Source organism: Arthrobacter sp. TJ-265, from assembly GCF_058269135.1.
Genome location: NZ_JBZCND010000001.1, coordinates 1,798,423 through 1,819,906 on the forward strand (window position 1 = coordinate 1,798,423; position 21,484 = coordinate 1,819,906).

Genomic DNA, 21,484 nt, shown 5'->3' on the forward strand with positions numbered 1-21,484 from the left:
GCGGCCACCGGGGTGGCCGCCTCCGGTGTCGACGTGCGTCGGGACATCAGCTCTTCGAGAGCGCCCCCGCGACGAGGAACGCCATCTCGAGTGACTGCATGTGGTTCAGGCGGGGATCGCACACGGACTCGTACCGCTCGAGGAAGGCCTCCTGGTCGATCGGGTCGGCGCCGCCCAGGCACTCGGCGACGTCGTCGCCGGTCATCTCGACGTGCAGCCCGCCCGGGAACGTACCCAGGGAGTTGTGCACCTCGAAGAACCCGCGCACCTCGTCGATGACGTCGTCGAAGTTGCGTGTCTTGTAGCCGTTGGGCGAGGTCACCGTGTTGCCGTGCATCGGATCGGTGACCCAGAGGACCTGCGCACCCGAGTCGGTGACGCGCTCCACGAGCTGCGGCAGCTTCTCGCGGATGTTCCGGGCGCCCATACGCGTGATGAACGTGAGCCTGCCCGGTTCGCGGTTCGGGTCGAGCTTGTCGATGAGCGCGAGGGCGTCGTCCCCCGACGTCGACGGACCGAGCTTGACGCCGATCGGGTTCCGCACCCGCGACAGGAAGTCCACGTGTGCGCCATCGATCTCGCGGGTGCGCTCCCCGATCCACAGGAAGTGCGCGGAGGTGTCGTACGGGAGGGAGGTGCGGGAATCGATCCGTGTCAGCGCCCGTTCGTAGTCGAGGAGCAGGGCCTCGTGGCTGGCGAAGAACTCGACACGCTTCAGGGCTTCGAAGTCGGTGCCGCACGCGTCCATGAAACGGACGGCGCGATCGATCTCGCGGGCGAGCGACTCGTAGCGGGAGTGCGCCGGATTGGCCATGAAGCCCTTGTTCCAGTGGTGGACCAGCCGGAGGTCCGCGAATCCGCCCTGCGTGAAGGCCCGGATCAGATTCAGGGTCGACGCCGACGTGTGGTAGGCCTTCACCATCCGGGAGGCATCGTGCCCGCGGCTCTCCGGGGTGAAGTCGTAGCCGTTCACCATGTCCCCCCGGTAGGCCGGCAGGGTGATGCCGTCACGCGTCTCGTCGTTGGAGGAGCGCGGCTTGGCGAACTGGCCGGCCATGCGCCCCATCTTGATGACCGGCAGGGAGGCGCCGTAGGTCAGGACGACGGCCATCTGCAGGATCGTGCGGACACGGGCACTGATCTTGTCGGCCGTCGCACCGTCGAACGTCTCCGCGCAGTCGCCGCCCTGCAGCAGGAAGGCCTTGCCCTGGGCAGCCGCGGCGAGCCGCTCACGCAGCACGTCCACCTCCCCGGCGAAGACGAGGGGCGGGAGGCTGGAGAGTTCCTTGACCGATGCCGAATAGACTCCCGGGTCCTGCCACGAGGGCTGCTGCGCTGCGGTCATCGAACGCCAGGCATCGAGGCCGGCAAGGGTGGACGAAGCGGGATCCGCGGTACGCGGGAGGACGGGAGCTAGAGAATCGGTCACACCCGAATTCTACTGGCTGGGCGACCACGGCCCGATTCGGCATGTCATGGCAGCCGCGCGCGGTGTCACAGAGGGACACCTCATGCAGGGGCGCCTCCGCGGAGGCTCCGGTGCCGCGCCTGCGCCGACCTGCGCTGACCTGCCGACGCGCTAGGCCGGGCCGGTCGTCCCGTCGCCCGGGGCGTCCTGGCCCTCGTCGGCCTTGCCCTGCGCATCCGAGGATGCACGGCCGACCTCGGTGACGGCGCCCGGTGCGGGGGTGCCGCCCTCGTTGCCGATCCGCACGGCGGCCCTCCGGGTGTCGGCGCCGGGCCTGGGCGCCTTCCGGCCGGCGGCCTTCTCCGCGGCGAGCCGCTCCTTGACGGTACTGGCATACGCGTCGACGTACTCCTGCCCGGACAGGCGCATCAGTTCGTACATGATCTCGTCGGTGACGGACCGCTGGACGAAGCGATCGTCCTCGAGCCCCTCGTAGCGGGAGAAGTCGAGGGGCTCGCCGATAATGATGCCGACACGGCGGATGTTGGGGATGCGGCGGCCGATGGGCTGCACCTTGTCCGTGCCGATCATCGCCACCGGGATCACCGGCACGCCGGTGGCGAGGACCAGCTTCGCGACGCCCGTCTTGCCCCGGTAGAGGCGCCCGTCGGGGCTGCGGGTCCCCTCGGGGTAGATGCCGAGGACGCCGCCGTCGTTCAGGATGTCCATCCCGGCGCTCAGCGAGGAGGACGACGCCGCCCCGCCGGAGCGGTCCATGGGCAGCTGGTTGGACAGCCGGAAGAAGAGCGCCGTCAGCCGGCCCTTGACGCCCTTGCCCGTGAAGTACTCGGATTTCGCGAGGAAGACGACGGGGCGGGGAACGACGATCGGGAGGAAGATCGAGTCGGAGAACGACAGGTGGTTGCTGACGATCACGGCCGGTCCCGAGGTGGGGACGTTGTCGAGTCCCTTGACCCACGGCCGGAAGAGGAGGTTGAGGATCGGACCGACGATGATCCGCTTCATCACCCAATAGAACACGCTGCCAGCCTCCCTGGATGGACGGTGCGGCACTCGGCAATGCCGCCCGCTTTTTCCTCTGGAAGCCTACTCTAAGGGTGCCGGCGTGACGGACGGCGTCACGAACCCGTGGCCGGGCAGTACCGACACGCTGGGAATCGGTTGACGTAGGGCCGTAGGGTGTCCACGATTGAACGAGCACGCCCACTGATGTCCGAAGATGCCGGGCGGAGATCCTCCGAACCCTGGCCGCAGCACGCGACGGCAGGTAGCAAAGTATGGGCCCCCGAGGGCAGGAACCGAACGAATCCACGGATGACGCCGTCTGGCAGGACCTCGTGGCGCGGCTGGAAGGCACGCCCACCGATCCCGATTCCCCCGCCGCGCCGCTCCGCGCGCGGATCGACGGAGCGCCCGCGCCCCGACCGGACGATCCCCACGGCCAGGAGCAGCCACCCTCCCGCGGCGCTCATGACGGCGCACATGATGCCGTCCGTGCGGCGGATGACGTCCCGGGTGACGCCACCGGGACCACCAGTCGCGAACGGGCGGAGGCCATCTTCCGCAACCAGCCCCTCCGCTCCACGGGACCGCGCGACTACGCGGCGCCGGACGACCCCGACGAGGACGAGGGGTTCACGCCGGAGGACCCGCCGCCGCTCGGATCGGGTGACCCGCTCACGGTCCTCGCCTGGATCGGCGCCGCAGGCGGACCGATCATGCTGTTCCTCATCGCCATGTTCTGGCGGACGGCCCCGATGGCCGTGACCCTCGGCCTGCTCGCGATCTTCCTCGCGGGCGCCGGATACCTGGTCACCAGATTGCCCAACCAGCGGGACGTGGGGGACGACGGCGCCGAGGTCTGACGCTCGCAGGCGTCGTCGGGCGACCCTGCCCGTCCGGCGGCCCTGCCCGTCCGCCCCGCTGCCTCAGGTGCCGCTGCGTGAGAGCAGCCGGGAGAGGTCCGCGGCTCCGATGAGCCCTGCGGCCGGTCCCAGCGCCGCCCGCTCGATCCGCGCCACGGGCCGGAAGCCCCGACCGGTCAGGTTCCTTCCGAAGGCACGCCGGGCCGGCTCCAGGAGGAGGTCCCCCGCCGCGCTCAGCCCGCCGCCGATCACGAACGTGCCGGGGTCGAGGGCGGCCGCCAGGTTGGCCAGTCCCAGCCCCAGCCACTGGCCGACGTCGTCGACGAGTTCCCGGGACGTCGGGTCCCCCTCCATGGCGAGCCGGGTGACGAGGGCCCCGGTGATCGCGCCGCCGTCGGCCGCCGCGGCGTCGATGATGCCCTGCGCCACGGGCGATTGCGCCGCAGCCAGCTCACGTGCCTCGCGTCCCAGCGCGTTGCCCGAGGCGTACTGTTCCCAGCACCCACGATTGCCGCATTCGCAGCGCTGCCCCTGCGGGACGATGATCTGGTGGCCGAACTCGCCCGCGACACCGTACCGGCCACGCTCGACGCGCCCGCCCATGATCATGGCCCCGCCGATGCCGGTCCCGAGGGTCACGCAGACCAGGCGGGACTCCCCGCGCCCCGCGCCGAACCGCCACTCGGCCCACGCGGCGGCGTCGGCGTCGTTCACCACCGTCACGCGCCGCCGGAGCAGCCTCTCCAGGTTGCGCCGCACCGGCTCGTTGCGCCATGCAAGATGCGGGCTGAACAGCACGGTGCTGTTGGACAGGTCCATCCAGCCCGCCGCCCCGATCCCGACCGAGCGGACGCGGTATTCCCTCGACAGTTCGCGGACGAGGTCGGTGACGGCCGCCTCGACGGCACGCGCGTCCTGGCCGGGTGTGGGCCTGCGCGCCTCGGCAAGGATCCGCCCGTGGATGTCGACCACGCCGGCGGCGATCTTGGTGCCGCCGATGTCCACCCCGACCGACAGGCCGCGGCGCGCGGGATTGGGGAAGGCGGTGCGGGCCGGCCGGGCGGCCATCGGTCCGGGGCCGCTCCACGGGAGGCCCGTCCCGGAGCGCAGCCGCCGGGCACGGGGGGTTCCCGGCTCGGGCATGATCGGCATGCGGTCCTCCTCGTCATGGCGGACGCGCGCGCACCCGTTACCGATTCGTACATTACTGGAGGGCGTTTCGGACAGGTAACCATATAGGGTGAAACCACCTCATCGTGGGGTGATATCAAAGGAGCTATCGTGCGCGACATCAGCGTCCCCGTCCTTGTCGACGTCCCCCGCCGGACGAACACCACGGATCTCGTGGTCCGGCAGGCGACCAAGCCGTCGAACCCGGCCCTGTTCGCCGTCAAGGGACCCTCGGGCGAGTGGGAGAACATCTCGGCCACCGAGTTCCGCCGCCAGGTCGAGGACGTCGCGAAGGGGCTGATCGCCTCCGGCGTCCAGGCCGGGGACCGCGTGGCCATCATGGCCCGCACGCGGTACGAGTGGTCGCTGGCCGACTTCGCGATCTGGTTCGCCGGCGCGGTGTCCGTCCCCGTCTACGAGACCTCGTCCCCCGCGCAGGTCGCCTGGATCCTCAGCGATTCGGGCGCGGTCGGGGCCTTCGTCGAGTCCGCACGCCACGAGGGCGTGGTCCGTGAGGCCGTGGCCCTGGAAGGCATCGGATCACTGCAGCACGTCTGGCAGTTCGACGGCGACGGCCTGGACACACTGCGGACGGCCGGGGTGGGCACGGACGAGCAGATGCTGTCCGACCGCCGGGCGTACGCCGGGTTGGACGACGTCGCCACGGTCATCTACACCTCGGGCACCACGGGCAAGCCCAAGGGTTGTGAACTGACGCACGGGAACTTCGTCGAACTGTCGGAGAACGCCGCCGCGGCCCTCCCGGAGGTGGCACGCGAGGGTGGGCAGACCATCATGTTCCTCCCCCTCGCCCACGTCTTCGCCCGTTTCATCTCGGTCCTGTGCGTGGCGGCGGGCGCCACGGTGGCGCACACGCCCGACGTCAAGAACCTGCTCCCCGACCTGCAGAGCTACCGGCCCACGTTCATCCTGGCCGTGCCGCGCGTCTTCGAGAAGGTCTACAACAACTCGATGCTCAAGGCCGAGGACGGCGGCAAGGGCAAGATCTTCCACGCGGGGGCCGATGTGGCCATCGCCTGGTCGAAGGCCGACCAGGCGGGGAAGGTCCCGCTGACCCTCAAGGTCAAGCATGCCGTCTTCGACCGCCTGCTCTACGGCAAGATCCGCGCGGCCATGGGCGGCCGGGTCGAGCATGCTGTGTCCGGCGGGGCCCCCCTCGGGGACCGGCTCGGGCACTTCTTCCACGGCATCGGACTCATGGTGCTCGAGGGGTACGGGCTGACGGAGACCACCGCTCCCATCACGGTGAACACGCCCAAGCGCATCAAGATCGGGACCGTGGGTGCCCCCCTCCCGGGCAACGCGGTGAAGATCGCGGACGACGGCGAGATCCTCGCCAAGGGCGTCTGCGTCATGAAGGGCTACTACAACCGCCCGGACCTGACCGCCGAGGCCTTCCTGGACGGGTGGTTCCGCACCGGCGACATCGGCGAGCTCGACGACGACGGCTTCCTGCGCATCACGGGCCGGAAGAAGGAGATCATCGTGACGGCCAGCGGGAAGAACGTGATCCCGGCGATGCTGGAGGACGCGATCCGCGCCAACGCGCTGGTCTCCCAGTGCGTCGTCGTCGGCGACGGCCGGCCCTTCATCTCCGCCCTCGTCACGATCGACGAGGAAGCCCTGCCGGGCTGGCTGGACCGGCACCAGCTGCCGGCCGGCACCACCACGGCGGAGGCCGCCGAACACCCGAAGGTCCTCGCGGAGATCCAGGCCCTCGTGGACCAGGCGAACTCGACCGTCTCGCGGGCGGAGGCCATCAAGGAGTTCCGGATCGTCACGACCGACTTCACCGAGACCACCGGGCATCTGACGCCGTCCCTGAAGATCAAGCGGGCCCAGGTCCTCAAGGACTACTCGGACGTCGTGGAGTCCATCTACAGCAAGGCCGCCGTCTGACCGGACCGAGGTCCCGCCCCGGCGGGCGGGACCGCCGGGTCAGTCGATCCGGAGGTTCAGCAGCGCGTTCTCGACCACTTCGGTGAGGGCCGGGTGGATCCAGTACTGGCCCCGCGCCATCGTGTGCGCGTCCAGTCCGAAGGACATCGCCTGGATGACCGGTTGGATGATCATCGATGCCTCATGGCCGAGGATGTGGGCGCCGAGGATCCGGCCCGAGTGCTGCTCGGCGATGATCTTGACGAAACCGGGCGAGTCCTCCATCGCCCACCCGTACGCGGTCGAGCCGTAGTGCTGGACGGCCGTCACGACGGCCGTGCCCTGGGTCTCGGCGTACGCGAGGGCCTCTGCCTCCGTCATGCCGACGGTCGCCGCCTGCGGGTGGGAGAACACCGCGGCGGGCACGAACCGGTGGTCCCTCGCCCGCAGCGACTCGGGATGCAGCAGGTTGTGGGCGACGATCTTCGCCTCATGGTTCGCGACGTGCTTGAGCTGGTAGGGGCTGCTCACGTCGCCGAGGGACCAGAGTCCGTCCACCGGCGTCCCGTTGCGCAGGACGCGCTGGAACTCGTCGACGGCGAGGCGCCCGTCGGCGTGCACGTCGAGCCCGGCTTCCGACGCCCCCAGGCGGTCGGTGTTCGGCGTGCGGCCGATCGCCACGAGCACGGCGTCCACCTCGAGGTCGGCGACCCCGGCCGGCCCGTCGAGCCGGGCGGTGACGCTGCCGTCGGCGTTGGCGGCGAGGCCGGTGACATCGGTGTTCAGCCGCAGGTCCCACCGGCTCGCGGCCTGCTCGGTGAAGGACTCCGACACGGTGTGGTCGAGGTGCCGCAGCATGCCGTCGGACCGGACCGCGAGGGTCACGCGGGTCCCGAACGAGCCGAACACGTGTGCGAACTCCGCCGCGATGTAGCCTCCGCCGATGACGAGCAGGCGCCGCGGCTGCTCGTCGAGGCGCATCACGGAGTCCGAGGTGTGCACCTGGGGCAGGGTGATGCCCGGGATGTCCGGGAGCGTGGCGCGCGAACCGGCGGCCAGGACCAGCTGATCCGCGGTGACGACGTCCCCGCCCGGCGTCTCGAAGGACTTCTCCCCCGTCAGCCGGACGTACTCCTCGATGAGGGTGACATTCGCGAGCTCCTCCGCCCGGTACGTCCTCCCTCCCCTCGAGATGGCGTCGATCCGGGTGAAGATACGGTCGCGGATGTCCTGCCAGCGCACCCCGTCAAGGGTGAGGTCCACACCGAGGCGCGAGGACTCCGCCGGCGCCGAGGCCAGCCCGGCGGGGTACACGAACATCTTGGTGGGGATGCAGCCCACGTTGAGGCACGTACCGCCGAAGGTCCCGCCCTCGACGAGCACCACCTTGCGGTTGTCCCATTCCGGGGAGATGAGCGTGTTGCCCGAGCCGGAGCCGATGATCGCGAGGTCGTAGTGGGTCACACCCGCAGTCTAGCGGCGGTCACGGCCGGGGCCGGGCGGGACCGCGGGCCGCGGGCTCCCCCGCGACCCGCGGCCCCCGGTCAGGACGCCGAGACCACGAGCAGGAGATCGCCGCCCTGTGCGGGCGCGGGTCCTGCGAGGGCGACGCGCTGGACGGTGCCGGCCACGGGTGTGGTGATGCTGGCCTCCATCTTCATGGCCTCGATGGTGGCGACCGTGTCCCCGGCCTCGACGGTGTCGCCCTCGGCGCGGGTGACGGTCACGGACCCCGCGAACGGAGCGCCGATCTGGCCCGGGGTTCCCGGGTCCGCCTTCTCGGCCGCCGCGACGTCGCTGTGGACGCTCCTGTCACGCACGCTGACCGGCCTCATCTGGCCGTTGAGCGTGCACATGACGGTCCGCATGCCCTTCTCGTCGGGCTCCGAGACCGCCTCGAGGGTGGCGATGAGCCGGACGCCCTTCTCGAGCTCGATGACGTGCTCGGTGTTGGGCTGGAGTCCGTAGAGGTAGTCGGCCGTGCCGAGGAGGGAGACGTCCCCGTAGGTGTCGCGCGTGGCCCGGAAGTCCTTCGTCGGTCCGGCGAACAGGAGCGTGTTCAGCGCGGACCGGCGTTCCGACGGGGAGCCGGCGAGTTTCGCCTCGTCGTCGGCGGTGAGCTCGACGTCGCGCGGCTTGAACTCGCGGCCCTGCAGGGCCTTGGTGCGGAAGGGTTCCGGCCAGCCGCCGGGCGGGTTGCCGAGCTCCCCGTTGAGGAACCCGATGACCGAGTCCGGGATGTCGAAGGCCTGGGGGTTCTCCTCGAACGCCGCGGGGTCGGCGTCCCTGCCCACCAGGGCCAGGGCGAGGTCCCCCACCACCTTGGAGGACGGTGTCACCTTCACGAGCCTGCCGAGGATGCGGTCCGCCGCGGTGTACATGTCCTCGATCGCCTCGAACCGCTCGCCCAGCCCGAGCGCGATGGCCTGCTGCTTCAGGTTGGACAGCTGCCCGCCGGGGATCTCGTGGCGGTAGACGCGGCCGGTGGGCCCGGGCAGCCCGGACTCGAACGGCGCGTACATCCGGCGCACGGCCTCCCAGTAGGGTTCCAGGGAGCAGACCGCGTCGAGGTCCAGGCCGGTGTCCCGGGGCGTGTGCGCCAGGGCTGCGACGAGCGCGGAGGCCGAGGGCTGGCTGGTGGTGCCGGCCAGGGCGGCGCTGGCTACGTCGACGGCGTCGACCCCCGCGTCCACGGCCGCGAGGAGCGTGGCGAGCTGGCCGCCGGCGGTGTCGTGGGTGTGGAGGTGGACGGGAAGGTCGAAGCGTTCCCGCAGGGCGGTCACGAGCTGCGCAGCAGCGGCCGGGCGGAGCAGACCGGCCATGTCCTTGATTGCCAGGACGTGCGCGCCGGCGTCGACCATTTTCTGCGCGAGGTCGAGGTAGTACTCGAGCGTGTAGAGCCTCTCGGCCGGGTCGAGCATGTCGGAGGTGTAGCAGAGGGCTACTTCCGCGACGGCCGTCCCGGTCTCCCGGACCGCCCGGATCGCGGGCTCCATCTGCGTCACGTCGTTGAGGGCGTCGAAGATGCGGAAGATGTCGATGCCGGATGCGGCGGCCTCTTGGACGAACGCCGTCGTCACCGCCTCGGGGTACGGCGTGTAGCCGACGGTGTTCCGCCCGCGCAGCAGCATCTGCAGGCAGATGTTCGGCACCTCGCGGCGCAGCGCGTCCAGGCGCTCCCACGGGTCCTCGCCGAGGAAGCGGAGCGCGACGTCGTAGGTGGCCCCACCCCATGCCTCCACGGACAGCAGCTCCGGGGTCAGCCGGGAGACGCTCGCCCCGGCGGCGACGAGGTCGCGGGTCCGGACGCGGGTGGCGAGCAGGGACTGGTGGGCGTCCCGGAACGTGGTGTCCGTGACCGCGACGGCGGTCTGCTCGCGCAGCGCCTTCGCGAAGCCCTCCGGACCGAGCTCGAGCAGCCGCTGCCGGCTCCCGGCCGGCGGGGCGTCCGCGTCGGCGCCGCGCCGGTCCTCGGGGAGCTGTGGCAGCTTGTCCCGGGGGTCGAGGTGCGCCGGCCGGGCGCCGTTGGGCTGGTTGACGGTCACGTCGGCGAGCCAGGTGAGGAGCTTGGTGCCGCGGTCGGCGGGCACCCGCGCCGTCAGGAGCTCGGGGCGTTCGTCGATGAACGACGTCGCCACGTTGCCCGCGATGAAGTCCGGGTCGTCCAGGACGGCCTGCAGGAAGGAGATGTTCGTCGACACGCCACGGACGCGGAACTCCGCCAGGGCCCGCCGCGCCCGGGTGACGGCCGAGGGGTAGTCCCGGCCCCGGCAGGTGAGCTTGACGAGCATCGAGTCGAAGTGCGGGCTGATCTCTGCACCCGCGTAGACGGTGCCGCCGTCGAGCCTCACCCCGGCGCCGCCGGCGGACCGGTAGGCGGAGATCCTGCCGACGTCGGGGCGGAACCCGTTCGCGGGATCCTCCGTGGTGATGCGGCTCTGCAGGGCGGCGCCGCGCAGGGTCACGGTGTCCTGGCTCAGGCCGAGGTCGGCGAGGGTCTCCCCCGCGGCGATCCGCAGCTGGGACTGGACGAGATCGACGTCGGTCACCTCCTCGGTGACCGTGTGTTCGACCTGGATGCGCGGGTTCATCTCGATGAACACGTGCTGGCCCGCCCGCTCCCCGACCGTGTCCACGAGGAACTCGACCGTGCCGGCGTTCACGTAGCCCAGCGCGGTCGCGAACTTCACGGCGTCGCGGTGCAGCGCTTGACGGATCGACTCGTCGAGGTTCGGAGCGGGCGCGATCTCGATGACCTTCTGGTGCCGTCGCTGCAGGGAGCAGTCGCGCTCGAAGAGGTGCATCACGTCGCCTGTTGCGTCCGCGAGGATCTGCACCTCGATGTGGCGTGGGCGGAGGACCGCCTGCTCGAGGAACATGGTGGGGTCCCCGAAGGCCGACTCGGCCTCGCGCATCGCGGCCTCCAGCGCCTCGGGCAGCGCCTCGCGCGTGTCCACGCGGCGCATCCCGCGACCGCCGCCACCGGCGACCGCCTTCGCGAACACGGGGAACCCGATCTCCTCGGCCGCGGCGATCAGCTCGGCGACGTCGGCGCTCGGGCGGGACGATGCGAGGACGGGGATGCCGGCCGCGCGGGCGGCGTCCAGGGCCTTGACCTTGTTCCCGGCGAGTTCCAGCACGTCGGCGGGCGGTCCCACGAACGTGATCCCCGCCTCTGCCGCGGCCCGGGCGAGGCCGGGATTCTCGGACAGGAAGCCGTACCCGGGATAGATGGCGTCGCAGCCGGACTCCCGGGCCACGCGGATGATCTCCTCGATGTCCAGGTATGCACGGACCGGGTGGCCCTCCTCGCCGATGAGGTACGCCTCGTCGGCTTTCTGGCGGTGGATGGAGTTCCTGTCCTCCTGCGGGAAGACCGCGACGGTCTTCGCCCCTACTTCGTGCCCGGCCCGAAAGGCCCGGATGGCGATCTCGCCGCGGTTAGCTACCAGAATCTTCGAGAACATCGCACTCCTGCATCCTTGCCGGTCGGGTTCTTCACGGTGGCTCGATCCTACCCGGGGGGCAGCGCCGGCCCATGGCGGTGCCGCTATGTGGACGGGCGACCCCCACGGGTCCGGGCGGAAGGCCGCGCCACTCTATGATGGACGGGGATCACAAGGACATCGGGCCGCCTGTCGCGGCCAGGGATAGGTATGGGTTCGACACGTGCAGGTAGTGAGTATCAGCAGCCTCAAAGGCGGCGTGGGCAAGACGTCGATGACCCTGGGACTGGCTTCGGCCGCACTGGCGGCCGGCATCCCGACGCTCGTCGTCGATCTCGATCCGCACGCCGATGCGACCACCGGACTGGGCGTCAGACCGACGGGGCAGACCGACATCGGGCGCCTGCTGAAGAACGCGCGGCGCGGCGACCTCGGCGCCCACACCGTCCCCAGTGGCTGGGTGGCGACCGCCGCGCAGCAGCCGGGCACCCGGGCGTCCACGCTCGACGTCGCAATGGGGTCGGCCCATTCGGGCATCTACGACCGGCCGGACCTCGGACGCCGCGACCAGCGGCGCCTGTCCTCCCTCCTGTCCCGGGTCGAGGGCTACAGCCTCGTCCTGATCGACTGCCCGCCGTCGCTGAACGGGCTCACGCGCATGGCGTGGACCGCTAGCAACAAGGTGCTCCTCGTCGCGGAACCGGGCCTGTTCTCCGTGGCGGGTACGGAGCGCACGATGCGCGCCCTCGAGCTGTTCCGCCGCGAATTCGCGCCGAACCTGACGACTGCCGGCATCCTCGCGAACCGGGTCCGCGAGTCGTCCCACGAGCACGCGTTCCGCCTCGGCGAGATGCGGCAGATGTTCGGCGACCTGGTCCTGAGCCCCACCATGCCGGAGCAGGCCAACTGGCAGCAGATCCAGGGTGCCGCCCACGCCGTGCACCACTGGCCCGGCGAGTCCGCACAGCAGGCGGCGGGCTACTTCGACGACTTGCTCACGAACGTCGTGGACCCGGACATGATGCGCAGCCGGACCGCTCGGAGGTAGGTGCTCGGCAGGGTGCCGAAGGCGACGGCGCCCGGGGCGTCAGCTGATCCTGCGGGTGGCGCGGCGCTTGCTGAGTTCGTCGCCGGGGAAGTCCTGGTCCACCGCGTGCTCGCTGGGCAGGGCCGCGAGGCTTCCCTCGACCTCGCGCCAGACGCGGCCGACGGCGATGCCGAAGACTCCCTGTCCGCCCTGCACGAGGTCGATGACCTCGTCCGCGGAGGTGCATTCGTAGACGCTCGCGCCATCGCTCATGAGGGTGATCTGGGCGAGGTCCTCGACCCCGCGCTCGCGGAGGTGCTCGACGGCGGTCCGGATCTGCTGGAGCGACACCCCGGTGTCCAGCAGGCGCTTGACCACCTTGAGAACAAGAATGTCACGGAAGCCGTACAGACGCTGGGTGCCGGAGCCGGATGCACCGCGGACCGCCGGTTCGACGAGCCCGGTCCGCGCCCAGTAGTCGAGCTGGCGGTAGGTGATGCCGGCCGCCTTGCAGGCGGTGGGGCCGCGATAGCCCGCGTCCTCGTCGAGGACGGGGAGGTCTTCCGTGAACAGCAGGCCCTGGGCGCTCGCCGGGACACCGGTGCCTGATGGGCTGGCTGCCTTGCCGGCGTCACCCTTCGGACTCACGTGCTGCCTCCTCGTCGGGTTCCCCGGGACACCTGCTGATCAGGCGGAACCCCGGCATGTGCACTCAACTGTGCCCCGGGTCCACCACGCACGCAATGGGAACTGTATTCTTCGACGTTAGATCGCGGAAGGGGCAAGGTCAAAGACGATGCGCCTCAAGAATCACCGTGTCGTCGGCGGCCCGCGGAACGCCGCCGGAGCAGCCGGTTCCGCGGTCCGGGAACTCACCGTTCGAAGTCCTCGGGCTCCACGTCCGCGAGGAACTCCCGGAACTGGAGGACCTCCTTCTCGGCCGTCTCCTCCGTCCCGCCGTCCCCCGGCTCCTCGGCGTCCGCCTCGGCGATCTCGACGCCGGCCACGGCCAGCACCTCGTCCGCGCAGAAGATGGGGCAGGGCACGCGCAGCGCGATGGCCAGGGCGTCCGACGCCCGCGAACCGACCGTCACACCGTCATCGAAGACGAGCTCCGCGTGGTAGACGGTGTCCTGCACCGAGGTGATGCGCACTTCGGTGATCTGCCTCCCCACGGCGGTGACGACGTCGACGAGCAGGTCGTGCGTCATGGGCCGCGGCGGGACGATCCCCTGCTGCACGAAGGCGATGGCGCTGGCCTCGGGGGCGCCGATCCAGATGGGCAGGTGTCGCTCCCCGGCGCTCTCGCGCAGGAGGACCAGCGGCTGGTTGGACGGCAGCTCGATCCGCACGCCGACCACTTCTACTTCGATCACGGGAAGCCGCCTAACTGTCCATCCGGGCGATGTGGCTGTGCACCAGGGCACTGTGGAGGCCGAGGCAGAGTTCGCTGATCTCGCGTGCGGTCTCCGCTGCGCGTGCCTTCGAGGCTACATCCCTGCGCGAGGCCATGGGGGCGACGACGGTCTCGACGAGCCCCAGCTCGCGGTCCGCGGCGGCGCGGAAGGGCCGCAGGTGGCGGGGCTCGATGCCGTGGCCCTCGAGCTGCACGCAGGCCTTCGTGATCTTCAGGGCGTGCTCGTCGAAACGGTTGTCGACGGCCGTGATCAGGCCGAAGCTCACGAGGTCGTCGACCAGCCGGCGCGGCGCTCCCGCTTCCGCGGCCAGTGTCTCCGCGGTGAGGCGCCGCGCGTGCCCCTGCAGTTCGCGGGAGAGCTGGTCGGAGACGACGCGCGGCGCGAGGGTCATCCCGCCGGGCAGGGACTCCGGACGCTCCCCGCGATCGATGGCGTCGACGTAGTCCTTGATCACCTTGAGGGGCAGGTACTGGTCGCGCTGGAGGGCCAGCACGAACCGGAGGCGCTCGACGTCGTGCGACGCGTATTTCCGGTACCCGGCCCGTGTGCGCTGCGGGGAGATCAGGCCCTTCTCCTCGAGGAACCGGATCTTCGACGCCGTGACCTGGGGGAACTCCTCGGCCAGCTCACGCAGGACCTCGCCGATGTTGCGGACACCGCTGCCGGAGGAACCGGGGACGACGCCGGCCGGATGCCGGGCGGGTTGGGAGACGGGCATGGAGCGGACTACGCCTGCGCTGTCGTGTGTCGGCCGCCCCGGCCCGAAACGGTACGCGCCGCGTAGAAGGTCAGGCGGAACTTGCCGATCTGCACCTCGTTGCCGTTGCGCAGTGCCACACTGTCCACGCGGTCGTTGTTGACGTACGTCCCGTTGAGGCTGCGCGTGTCCACGACCATGAAACCGTTCTCGGTACGGCGGAACTCGGCGTGCTGGCGTGAGACCGTCACGTCGTCGAGGAAGATGTCGGCGTTGGGGTGGCGGCCGGCCTTCGTGACGTCCTCGTCCAGCAGGAACCGTGCACCGGCGTTGGGGCCGGAGTGGGCGATCAGCAGGGCCGAGCCCGCGGGCAGGGCCGCGACGGATGCCTGCTCTTCGCGCGTCAAATGCCATTCCAGTTCGGTCACCTCGACCTGCGGGGGCAGACCGATGGTCGTTGTCTCAGGAGACGTCATGTTCGGCTCTTCTCCGTTTCCGGCTGGATTCACGTCGGGCACCATGGTCTTTCCTCCACCTACTGCACGGTGGCCCGGCGTGACGCCGACCATACCGTCCCTGCCTTTGCGAGGTGGATCTAGCCTACCTGCTGCGAGTAGTCGGCTGAACTCAGCAGGCCCTGGACCACCCCGGGGTCCGCGACCTTGATCTCGAGCAGCCAACCTTCACCGTAGGGGTCGGAGTTGATCAGGGAGGGGTCGTCGTCGAGGGCCTCGTTGCGCGCCACGATCTCACCCGTCACCGGGGCGTAGATGTCGCTGACGCTCTTGGTGGACTCGACCTCGCCGATGACGTCCGAGCCGGTCACGCCGGTCCCGGGCTCGGGCATCTGTACGTAGACGACATCCCCCAGGGCGTCCTGCGCGAAGTCGGTGATGCCAACCCGGACCGTGCCGTCGACAGCCGGCTCACTGATCCACTCGTGCTCCGCGGTGTAGTAGAGGCCGTCTGGGATGTTGCTCATGGTTGCCTTTCGGACGCGGGCTGGAGCGGCGGCCGCGCGGGGCGCCGCCCGGTACAAGTACTGGTCGAGTATAGGCACAACGCGCCACACCGTGACGCGCCTCTCATCGTGCCCGGGCGGAGCCTGCAGGCAGGGCATCGGGTCACCCGATCGGCGCTGCGACAGGACGTTGGACCCTTCTGGGGTCCCGGCCGCCGGCGCAGACTGTTCTGCGCAGACCGAGGAAAGGTGCGGGAGATGAACACACTGGTCGTGTACGAATCGATGTTCGGCAGCACCCGGATGATCGCCGAGGCCGTCGCCGACGCCCTCCGGTCCACCGGGGGCGTCGCGGTGTCGACCGCCGCCGAGGCCCCGGTGCAGCTGTCCGGGTACGACCTCGTCGTCATCGGTGCGCCGACCCACGCACACACCCTCCCGCAACCGTCATCACGGCAGGAGGCCGCCACCTGGGCCGACGACCCGACCCAGGGCCTCATGCTCGAGGCGGATGCCCTGGAGCCCGGCATCCGGGAGTGGCTGGAGCGCATGACCCTGGCAGCTTCGGAGCCGCGCTTCGCGGCGTTCTCGACGCGTGCGGACATCCCGCGCATCTTCGCCGGCGATGCCACGGCCGTGATCCGGCGACAGCTCCACCGCAGGGATCTCGTCCTCGACGCCCACCAGGACTTCCTCGTCGATTCCAGCAGTCATCTCCTCCGGGGAGAACAGCAGCGCGCCCGCGACTGGGCACTGTCGCTCGTCCCGGTGGCGTCCCGCCGGGAGTGATCCGGCGTCGGGCAATGCTTCTCAGCCGGGGCGGTCGGTCGCAGGACGCCCGGTGCGGCGTTCGAACTCCTCCCCCATGCCTCGTGCGAACACGGCTCCGGGCACGCCCGTCGCGTCGAAGTGGACACTGCAGCGCAGGACCCGCGCACCGAGCAGCCCGCGCATGGACTCGAGTGCGCCCTGCTGCCGTGCCGCACCTTCTCGGTGCGGGTCCGGGCGGCGACGAAGCGCAGGCGCTCCACCGGATCGGGCTCGCCGAGCGGCAGGTGCACGAGCATGACACCGACGTGGTTGCCCGATGGTCCCCGACGCTGCAGCGCCACCGGGACGGACACGGGCGCTGCACGATCGCCACCGCCCCCTGCGAGCCCGGCCGGTCCCGTCACGGCGTCCACGAGCCGGAGGTGATAATCGAGATCCGGCGACGGGGAACACGTTGGCCTGCCTGGCGTGGTCCAGGACGAGATTGGCCTCGTCGACCGCAGCCAGCCGCTCCCCGGCCGGGGTCAGGGTCACCGTGTGGACCGGGAGGCCTCCCGGCCACCCGCCTCCAGATGGCGGAGGTACACGAGCAGCGGCACCATGCCGATCACGGCCAGAGCTGCGAACAGGGGGACCGCGGCCATCGACGCGAACGGCGTATCGGGGTCCGCGACCGCACCGAACCACTGGTCGGTGGCCACGCCGATGCCCTCGACCACCAGCAGGACGAGCAGCGCACCGACGATGAGCCGACCGAGCGGGCGAGCCTTCCACAGCCACCACGCGGCGACCATCAGGAGCGGAAGCCAGACGGCCAGATCCTGGACGAAGACGGGGTTGGTCGTCATGCCCGACCCGTCGAGGAATGCGTGCGGGGCATCGCTGAGCATCGCGGGGACGATCGTCCGCAACCAGACCAGCGCGTTGAGGGCTGCGATGACGAACGCGTACGTCGCGATGCCGCGTGCGGGCAGGCGTTCGTCGAAGCGGGCACTGAACTCCCCCAGATCGATCTGCCGCATCAGGTCCGCCGCGGACCAGAGTGCGAGCGACAGCATGGCCACGTAGACGAGGAACAGGCTGTTGAAGGGAGTACCGAACAGGAACAGCACGGCCTGGTAGATGATGTAGGCCACCACCCCCAGCCACACCACGAGGGCCCGGGCGGAGTTCCTCGCCGCGAAGGACATCGAGGCGAAGAGCAGCGGGACGGCGAGGACCATCAGCACGAGTGCCGTTCCGCGCAGGTTTCCCCGCGTCACGGCGGGCCCCTCCAGCACCCCGGGGACGAAGAAGGACGCGGAGGCGGCGAGCAGTGTCGCCGCCCCCAGCGCGGCGGACAGACCGTGTGCGGCCCCCGGACGCAACGGAGGGGTGCCCCCCGTGTCGTTCTGGAGGAGATCCGGACCCGGCCGTCGACCCGACGGCGTAGCGATTGTGTGGGCGGAGGCCTCGTCCGGTCGGACTCCTCCGGCGACGGCGGGCGGCTGATCGCTGTTCACCCGTCGATCCTCGCCCGCGCCGCGGGACCCGCCTAGGGCCGAGAGTCCCGTGGAAGAGCCGGGAAACACGAAACGCCCTCCCGAAGGAAGGCGTTCCGTGGCCGATGTCGGAGGACATCATATGGTCGGGATGACAGGATTTGAACCTGCGACCCCTTGACCCCCAGTCAAGTGCGCTACCAAGCTGCGCCACATCCCGAACGGCCCGTCCAGCAGGCCAAACCACTCGGATAACACTACAGCATCCGGCAGCGGAACCGCACACCGGCGGAGGGGGTCAGCGCTTGCGGCTGCGCTTCTCGCGGACGCGCATGCTGACCTCGATGGGCGTGCCCTCGAAGCCGAACGTCTCCCGCAGGCGGCGCGTGATGAAACGGCGGTAGCCGGGGTCCAGGAAGCCCGTGGTGAACAGCACGAACCTCGGTGGGCGGCTCGAGGCCTGGGTGCCGAAGAGGATGCGGGGCTGCTTGCCGCCGCGCACGGGGTGCGGGTGGGCGGCCACGAGTTCCCCGAGGAACGCGTTGAGGCGGCCTGTGGGGATACGGCGGTCCCAGGACTCGAGGGCTACGTCGAGGGCGGGGACGAGGCGGTCCTTGTGCCAGCCGGTGAGCGCCGAGATGTTCACGCGCGGGGCCCAGTCCACGTGGGCCAGGTCCTGGTCGATCTCGCGCTCGAGGTAGCGGCGGCGTTCGTCGTCGAGCAGGTCCCACTTGTTGAAGGCCAGCACGATCGCGCGGCCGGACTCGATGGCCAGGTTCAGGATGCGGATGTCCTGCTCACTGAGCACCTCGTCCACGGCGAGGAGCACGACGGCGACCTCGGCCTTCTCCAGCGCGGACTGGGTGCGCAGGGAGGCGTAGAAGTCGGCGCCCTGCTGCATGTGGACGCGGCGGCGGATGCCCGCGGTGTCGACGAAACGCCAGGTGCGCCCACCGAGCTCGATCATCTCGTCCACGGGGTCCCGCGTGGTCCCGGCGAGCGGGTCGACGACGACGCGGTCGGATCCTGCGAGCTTGTTCAGCAGCGAGGACTTGCCCACGTTGGGCCGACCGATCAGCGCGATGCGGCGGGGCCCGCCCGAGCGTTCGATGCCGCCGTGCTCGGAGAACTCCGGCAGGATCTCGTTGACCTGGTCGAGCATGTCGGCGGTGCCGCGGCCGTGAAGCGCTGACACCGGCCAGGGCTGCCCGAAGCCGAGCCCCCACAGCACGGAGGCGTCGGCCTCGTTCTGGATGTCGTCCACCTTGTTGGCCACGAGGATCACGGGCCTGTTCTTGCGCCGCAGCATGCGCACCACGGCCTCGTCGGTCGCGGTGGCGCCGACGGTGGCGTCGACGACGAACAGGACGGCGTCCGCCATGTCGACGGCGATCTCCGCCTGGTCGGCGACGCGCGCGGCGATGCCCTTGGCGTCCTGCTCCCACCCGCCCGTGTCGACGAGGGTGAAGTTCCGCCCGGACCACTGGGCCGGGTAGGAGACGCGGTCGCGGGTCACGCCGGGCGTGTCCTCGACGACGGCCTCACGGCGTCCCAGGATGCGGTTGACGAGCGTGGACTTGCCGACGTTCGGGCGGCCGACGATGGCGAGCACGGGATTGAGCCGGCCCTCCGCCTCCTCGTCGAAGTCCTCGTGCCGGCGGTCCAGGAGCGCGGCGTCCTCGTCGTCGAGCTCGTAGTCCTCGAGGCCCGCACGGAGGGAGGCGGCGCGCTGCTCCGCCTCGGCGTCGTCGAGGGTGTCGAGCAGTGCGCCGACCTGGTCCTCGCCGCTCGGCTCGTAGTCCTCGTCGGCTCCGGGGCCCTGCTCGTCCGGCGAAAGGTTCTCGCTCATCTGGTATTCCTTCGGTTGGTGTTCGCCGTCTCCCGACGGCAATCCTGGTGGGCTCGCGCCCGAGGTCTGGCGGTGGTCCGTCGCGGGACGGTCAGTGCGCCACCGTGCGCACGATGCCGAGGACCGCGTCCACGGTCTGTTCGAAGTCGAGGTCCGAGGAGTCGAGGGTGACGACCCCGTCCGCCGCCTGGTGGAAGTCGACGACGGTCGAGTCCCGGGCGTCCCGGTCGGTGACCTGCCGCTTCAGCTGGGCGTCGGTCTGGGTGCCGCCGAGCTGGTCCCCACGGCGACGCAGACGCGCCTCTTCGCTCGCGGTGAGGAGGATGCGCACCTCGGCGTCGGGGGCGACGACGGTGGTGATGTCCCGCCCCTCGGCGACGATGCGGTGGCTTGCACCGGCGATCAGCGCGCGCTGGCGCCGGATCAGCTCGGCCCTGGCCCCCATGGTCGTCGCGACGGCGCTCACCGCCGACGAGACCTCGGGCTCCCGGATGGCGGCCGTGACGTCGTCACCGGCGATGGTCACGGACTCGTGGTCCGGGCTGGTGCTGATGAACAGCTCGATGTCCCGCGCCGCCGCCTCGACCGCGGCACCGTTCTCGAGGTCGATCCCCTGCGCGACGCAGTGGAGCGTGACGGCGCGGTACATCGCCCCGGTGTCGAGGTACGCGGCGCGGAGCCGCCGTGCCACTTCCCGGCTGACGCTCGACTTGCCGGAGCCCGAGGGACCGTCGATCGCGACGACGAGGGACTTCCCGAGCCGGAAACCCGAATACGGACTGGACGGCGCGGACTCGCCCTCCGGCCCGGGCGCGATGGGCGCCTGGACTGCTGAAACCTGCATCACTGCACTACCTTCCAGCCCCGCTGCGTGAGGGACTCCGTCAGTTCTAGTCGCTTGCCGGGGATCACCGAGAGTTCGGCGAGGCCCACTTCACGGCCGGGAGAGTGTTCGAGGCGGAAATCCTCGACATTGATGCCGGTGAGGCCGATCTCGGTCAGGAGCTTCGCGATCTGCCCGGGCACGTCGTCGACGAGCACCGTCAGGCGTGCGAAGGAGTTCGGCGGCGTGCCGTGCTTCCCGGGCACGCGTGCCTGGCCCGCGTTCCCCTCGGACATCAGCTGGGCCATGTCGAGGCGTGAGCCGCCGCCCGTCGGATCCTCGAGGGTACTGATCAGGCGGTTCAGGTCCTCACGGACGCCGTACAGGATCTCGACGAGACGGCCGGCGTTGGCGGAGAGGATCTGCACCCACAGGCGGGGGTCGCTCGCCGCGATGCGCGTCACGTCCCGCAACCCGTTGCCCGCGAGCGAGAGCGCCCGGACGGGCGAGTCCTGAAGCCTGCTCGCCACGAGCGAGGACACCACCTGCGGGAGATGGGAGATGAGCGCGACGGCCTGGTCGTGCTCCTCGACGGTCATCCTCGCCGGTACGGCCCCGAGGTCGACGGCGAGCCGTTCGGCGCACAGGACGGCCTCGGCGGAACTCTCGGCGCCGCAGAGCACCCAGGGCGCACCGGTGAACAGCTCCGCGCGGGCCGCGACGGGCCCGGACGTCTCGCGGCCGGCCATCGGGTGCGTCCCCACGTACCGTGAGAGGTGCGCTGCGGCGTCCGGCGTCGCTTCGAGCTCGCGCAGGATCGCTTCCTTCACGCTGCAGATGTCCAGGACGACGGCGTCGGGGTAGTCCCGGAGCGCGGCCGCCACGACCCGCGCGGTGACGTCGGGAGGAGTCGCGACGACGACGAGTTCCGGGGTTAGCCGCTCCCCCGCGGCCTGCGACTCCGCGAGGAGCCGGCCGGCCCCGATGTCGCGGGCGACGGCCTCGGTGGAGGGCGAGCTGTCGGACAGGACGACGTCGAGCCCGCGGGCGCGCAGGCCCAGCCCGATGCTGGCACCCAGCAGGCCGGCCCCGACGACGAGGACCGGTCCGGCGAGGTGCGTGCCCTGCTCCGTGCGGATGGTCATGGT

At 70.6% G+C, this 21,484-nt stretch carries 19 protein-coding genes and 1 tRNA gene; 4 read left to right on the plus strand and 16 right to left on the minus strand.

The window, feature by feature from the left end; translation table 11 throughout:
• Window positions 1-46: 46 nt before the first annotated feature.
• On the minus strand, window positions 47-1,429 hold the full coding sequence (locus tag AC4D2E_RS08500) for a class II 3-deoxy-7-phosphoheptulonate synthase (protein ID WP_258069602.1): 1,383 nt from the start codon (window positions 1,427-1,429) through the stop codon (window positions 47-49).
• A gap of 150 nt (window positions 1,430-1,579) precedes the next feature.
• Window positions 1,580-2,449 (minus strand): lysophospholipid acyltransferase family protein, encoded by an 870-nt coding sequence (locus AC4D2E_RS08505; protein ID WP_490952276.1) that lies wholly within the window; start codon window positions 2,447-2,449, stop codon window positions 1,580-1,582.
• Window positions 2,450-2,706: 257 nt separating this feature from the next.
• On the opposite strand from AC4D2E_RS08505, the gene AC4D2E_RS08510 reads away from it, so the two are divergent.
• The gene (locus tag AC4D2E_RS08510) at window positions 2,707-3,294 is read left to right on the plus strand and encodes a hypothetical protein (protein ID WP_104164229.1); all 588 of its coding nucleotides are present in this window, start codon (window positions 2,707-2,709) and stop codon (window positions 3,292-3,294) included.
• A 63-nt stretch (window positions 3,295-3,357) separates the two neighbouring features.
• Here the strand turns inward: AC4D2E_RS08510 and AC4D2E_RS08515 are convergent, their stop codons facing one another.
• Window positions 3,358-4,362: an ROK family glucokinase gene (locus AC4D2E_RS08515; protein WP_104166543.1), complete on the minus strand. Its 1,005-nt coding sequence runs from the start codon at window positions 4,360-4,362 to the stop codon at window positions 3,358-3,360.
• A 213-nt stretch (window positions 4,363-4,575) separates the two neighbouring features.
• Between AC4D2E_RS08515 and AC4D2E_RS08520 the strand changes: the two genes are divergently transcribed.
• Complete coding sequence (locus tag AC4D2E_RS08520; RefSeq protein WP_104164227.1) at window positions 4,576-6,384, plus strand: AMP-dependent synthetase/ligase; 1,809 nt, start codon at window positions 4,576-4,578, stop codon at window positions 6,382-6,384.
• A gap of 39 nt (window positions 6,385-6,423) precedes the next feature.
• Here the strand turns inward: AC4D2E_RS08520 and AC4D2E_RS08525 are convergent, their stop codons facing one another.
• Both AC4D2E_RS08525 and AC4D2E_RS08530 read right to left on the minus strand, forming a co-directional pair.
• Window positions 6,424-7,827, minus strand: a complete 1,404-nt coding sequence (locus AC4D2E_RS08525; RefSeq protein WP_490952277.1) for a mycothione reductase — start codon at window positions 7,825-7,827, stop codon at window positions 6,424-6,426.
• Window positions 7,828-7,907: 80 nt separating this feature from the next.
• On the minus strand, window positions 7,908-11,330 hold the full coding sequence (locus AC4D2E_RS08530) for a pyruvate carboxylase (RefSeq protein ID WP_490952278.1): 3,423 nt from the start codon (window positions 11,328-11,330) through the stop codon (window positions 7,908-7,910).
• 202 nt (window positions 11,331-11,532) lie between these two features.
• Between AC4D2E_RS08530 and AC4D2E_RS08535 the strand changes: the two genes are divergently transcribed.
• Entirely contained in the window at window positions 11,533-12,357 is an 825-nt protein-coding gene (locus AC4D2E_RS08535) for a ParA family protein (RefSeq protein WP_490952279.1), read from the plus strand.
• 39 nt (window positions 12,358-12,396) lie between these two features.
• Here AC4D2E_RS08535 and AC4D2E_RS08540 read toward each other — a convergent pair whose 3' ends face one another.
• The 5 genes from AC4D2E_RS08540 to gcvH all read right to left on the minus strand — a co-directional run bounded on the left by AC4D2E_RS08540 (window position 12,397) and on the right by gcvH (window position 15,433).
• Window positions 12,397-12,984: a MerR family transcriptional regulator gene (locus AC4D2E_RS08540; RefSeq protein ID WP_490909040.1), complete on the minus strand. Its 588-nt coding sequence runs from the start codon at window positions 12,982-12,984 to the stop codon at window positions 12,397-12,399.
• Between the two features lie 224 nt (window positions 12,985-13,208).
• Entirely contained in the window at window positions 13,209-13,712 is a 504-nt protein-coding gene (locus AC4D2E_RS08545) for a bifunctional nuclease family protein (RefSeq protein ID WP_490952280.1), read from the minus strand.
• Window positions 13,713-13,722: 10 nt separating this feature from the next.
• On the minus strand, window positions 13,723-14,472 hold the full coding sequence (gene ftsR, locus AC4D2E_RS08550; protein WP_490909038.1) for a transcriptional regulator FtsR: 750 nt from the start codon (window positions 14,470-14,472) through the stop codon (window positions 13,723-13,725).
• Window positions 14,473-14,480: 8 nt separating this feature from the next.
• Entirely contained in the window at window positions 14,481-14,972 is a 492-nt protein-coding gene (locus AC4D2E_RS08555; RefSeq protein ID WP_490952281.1) for an FHA domain-containing protein, read from the minus strand.
• Window positions 14,973-15,046: 74 nt separating this feature from the next.
• Window positions 15,047-15,433, minus strand: a complete 387-nt coding sequence (gene gcvH / locus AC4D2E_RS08560; protein WP_490909037.1) for a glycine cleavage system protein GcvH — start codon at window positions 15,431-15,433, stop codon at window positions 15,047-15,049.
• 237 nt (window positions 15,434-15,670) lie between these two features.
• On the opposite strand from gcvH, the gene AC4D2E_RS08565 reads away from it, so the two are divergent.
• Window positions 15,671-16,201, plus strand: a complete 531-nt coding sequence (locus AC4D2E_RS08565; protein ID WP_490952282.1) for a flavodoxin family protein — start codon at window positions 15,671-15,673, stop codon at window positions 16,199-16,201.
• 21 nt (window positions 16,202-16,222) lie between these two features.
• Here the strand turns inward: AC4D2E_RS08565 and AC4D2E_RS08570 are convergent, their stop codons facing one another.
• From AC4D2E_RS08570 to AC4D2E_RS08595, 6 genes are all read right to left on the minus strand, one after another.
• Window positions 16,223-16,366, minus strand: a complete 144-nt coding sequence (locus tag AC4D2E_RS08570) for a hypothetical protein (protein ID WP_490952346.1) — start codon at window positions 16,364-16,366, stop codon at window positions 16,223-16,225.
• Between the two features lie 347 nt (window positions 16,367-16,713).
• Window positions 16,714-17,685, minus strand: a complete 972-nt coding sequence (locus AC4D2E_RS08575; protein WP_490952283.1) for a hypothetical protein — start codon at window positions 17,683-17,685, stop codon at window positions 16,714-16,716.
• 122 nt (window positions 17,686-17,807) lie between these two features.
• Window positions 17,808-17,884 (minus strand) — tRNA-Pro (locus tag AC4D2E_RS08580).
• 78 nt (window positions 17,885-17,962) lie between these two features.
• Window positions 17,963-19,513 (minus strand): ribosome biogenesis GTPase Der, encoded by a 1,551-nt coding sequence (gene der, locus AC4D2E_RS08585; protein ID WP_104164206.1) that lies wholly within the window; start codon window positions 19,511-19,513, stop codon window positions 17,963-17,965.
• A gap of 91 nt (window positions 19,514-19,604) precedes the next feature.
• A complete protein-coding gene (cmk, locus tag AC4D2E_RS08590) occupies window positions 19,605-20,357 on the minus strand; it encodes a (d)CMP kinase (RefSeq protein ID WP_490952284.1) in 753 nt (250 codons plus the stop codon).
• Window positions 20,357-21,481 carry a prephenate dehydrogenase gene (locus AC4D2E_RS08595; protein WP_490952285.1) on the minus strand — a complete coding sequence of 375 codons (1,125 nt, stop codon included), beginning with the start codon at window positions 21,479-21,481 and terminating at the stop codon, window positions 20,357-20,359. The genes cmk and AC4D2E_RS08595 overlap by 1 nt, the downstream gene beginning before the upstream one ends.
• Between the last annotated feature and the right edge of the window lie 3 nt (window positions 21,482-21,484).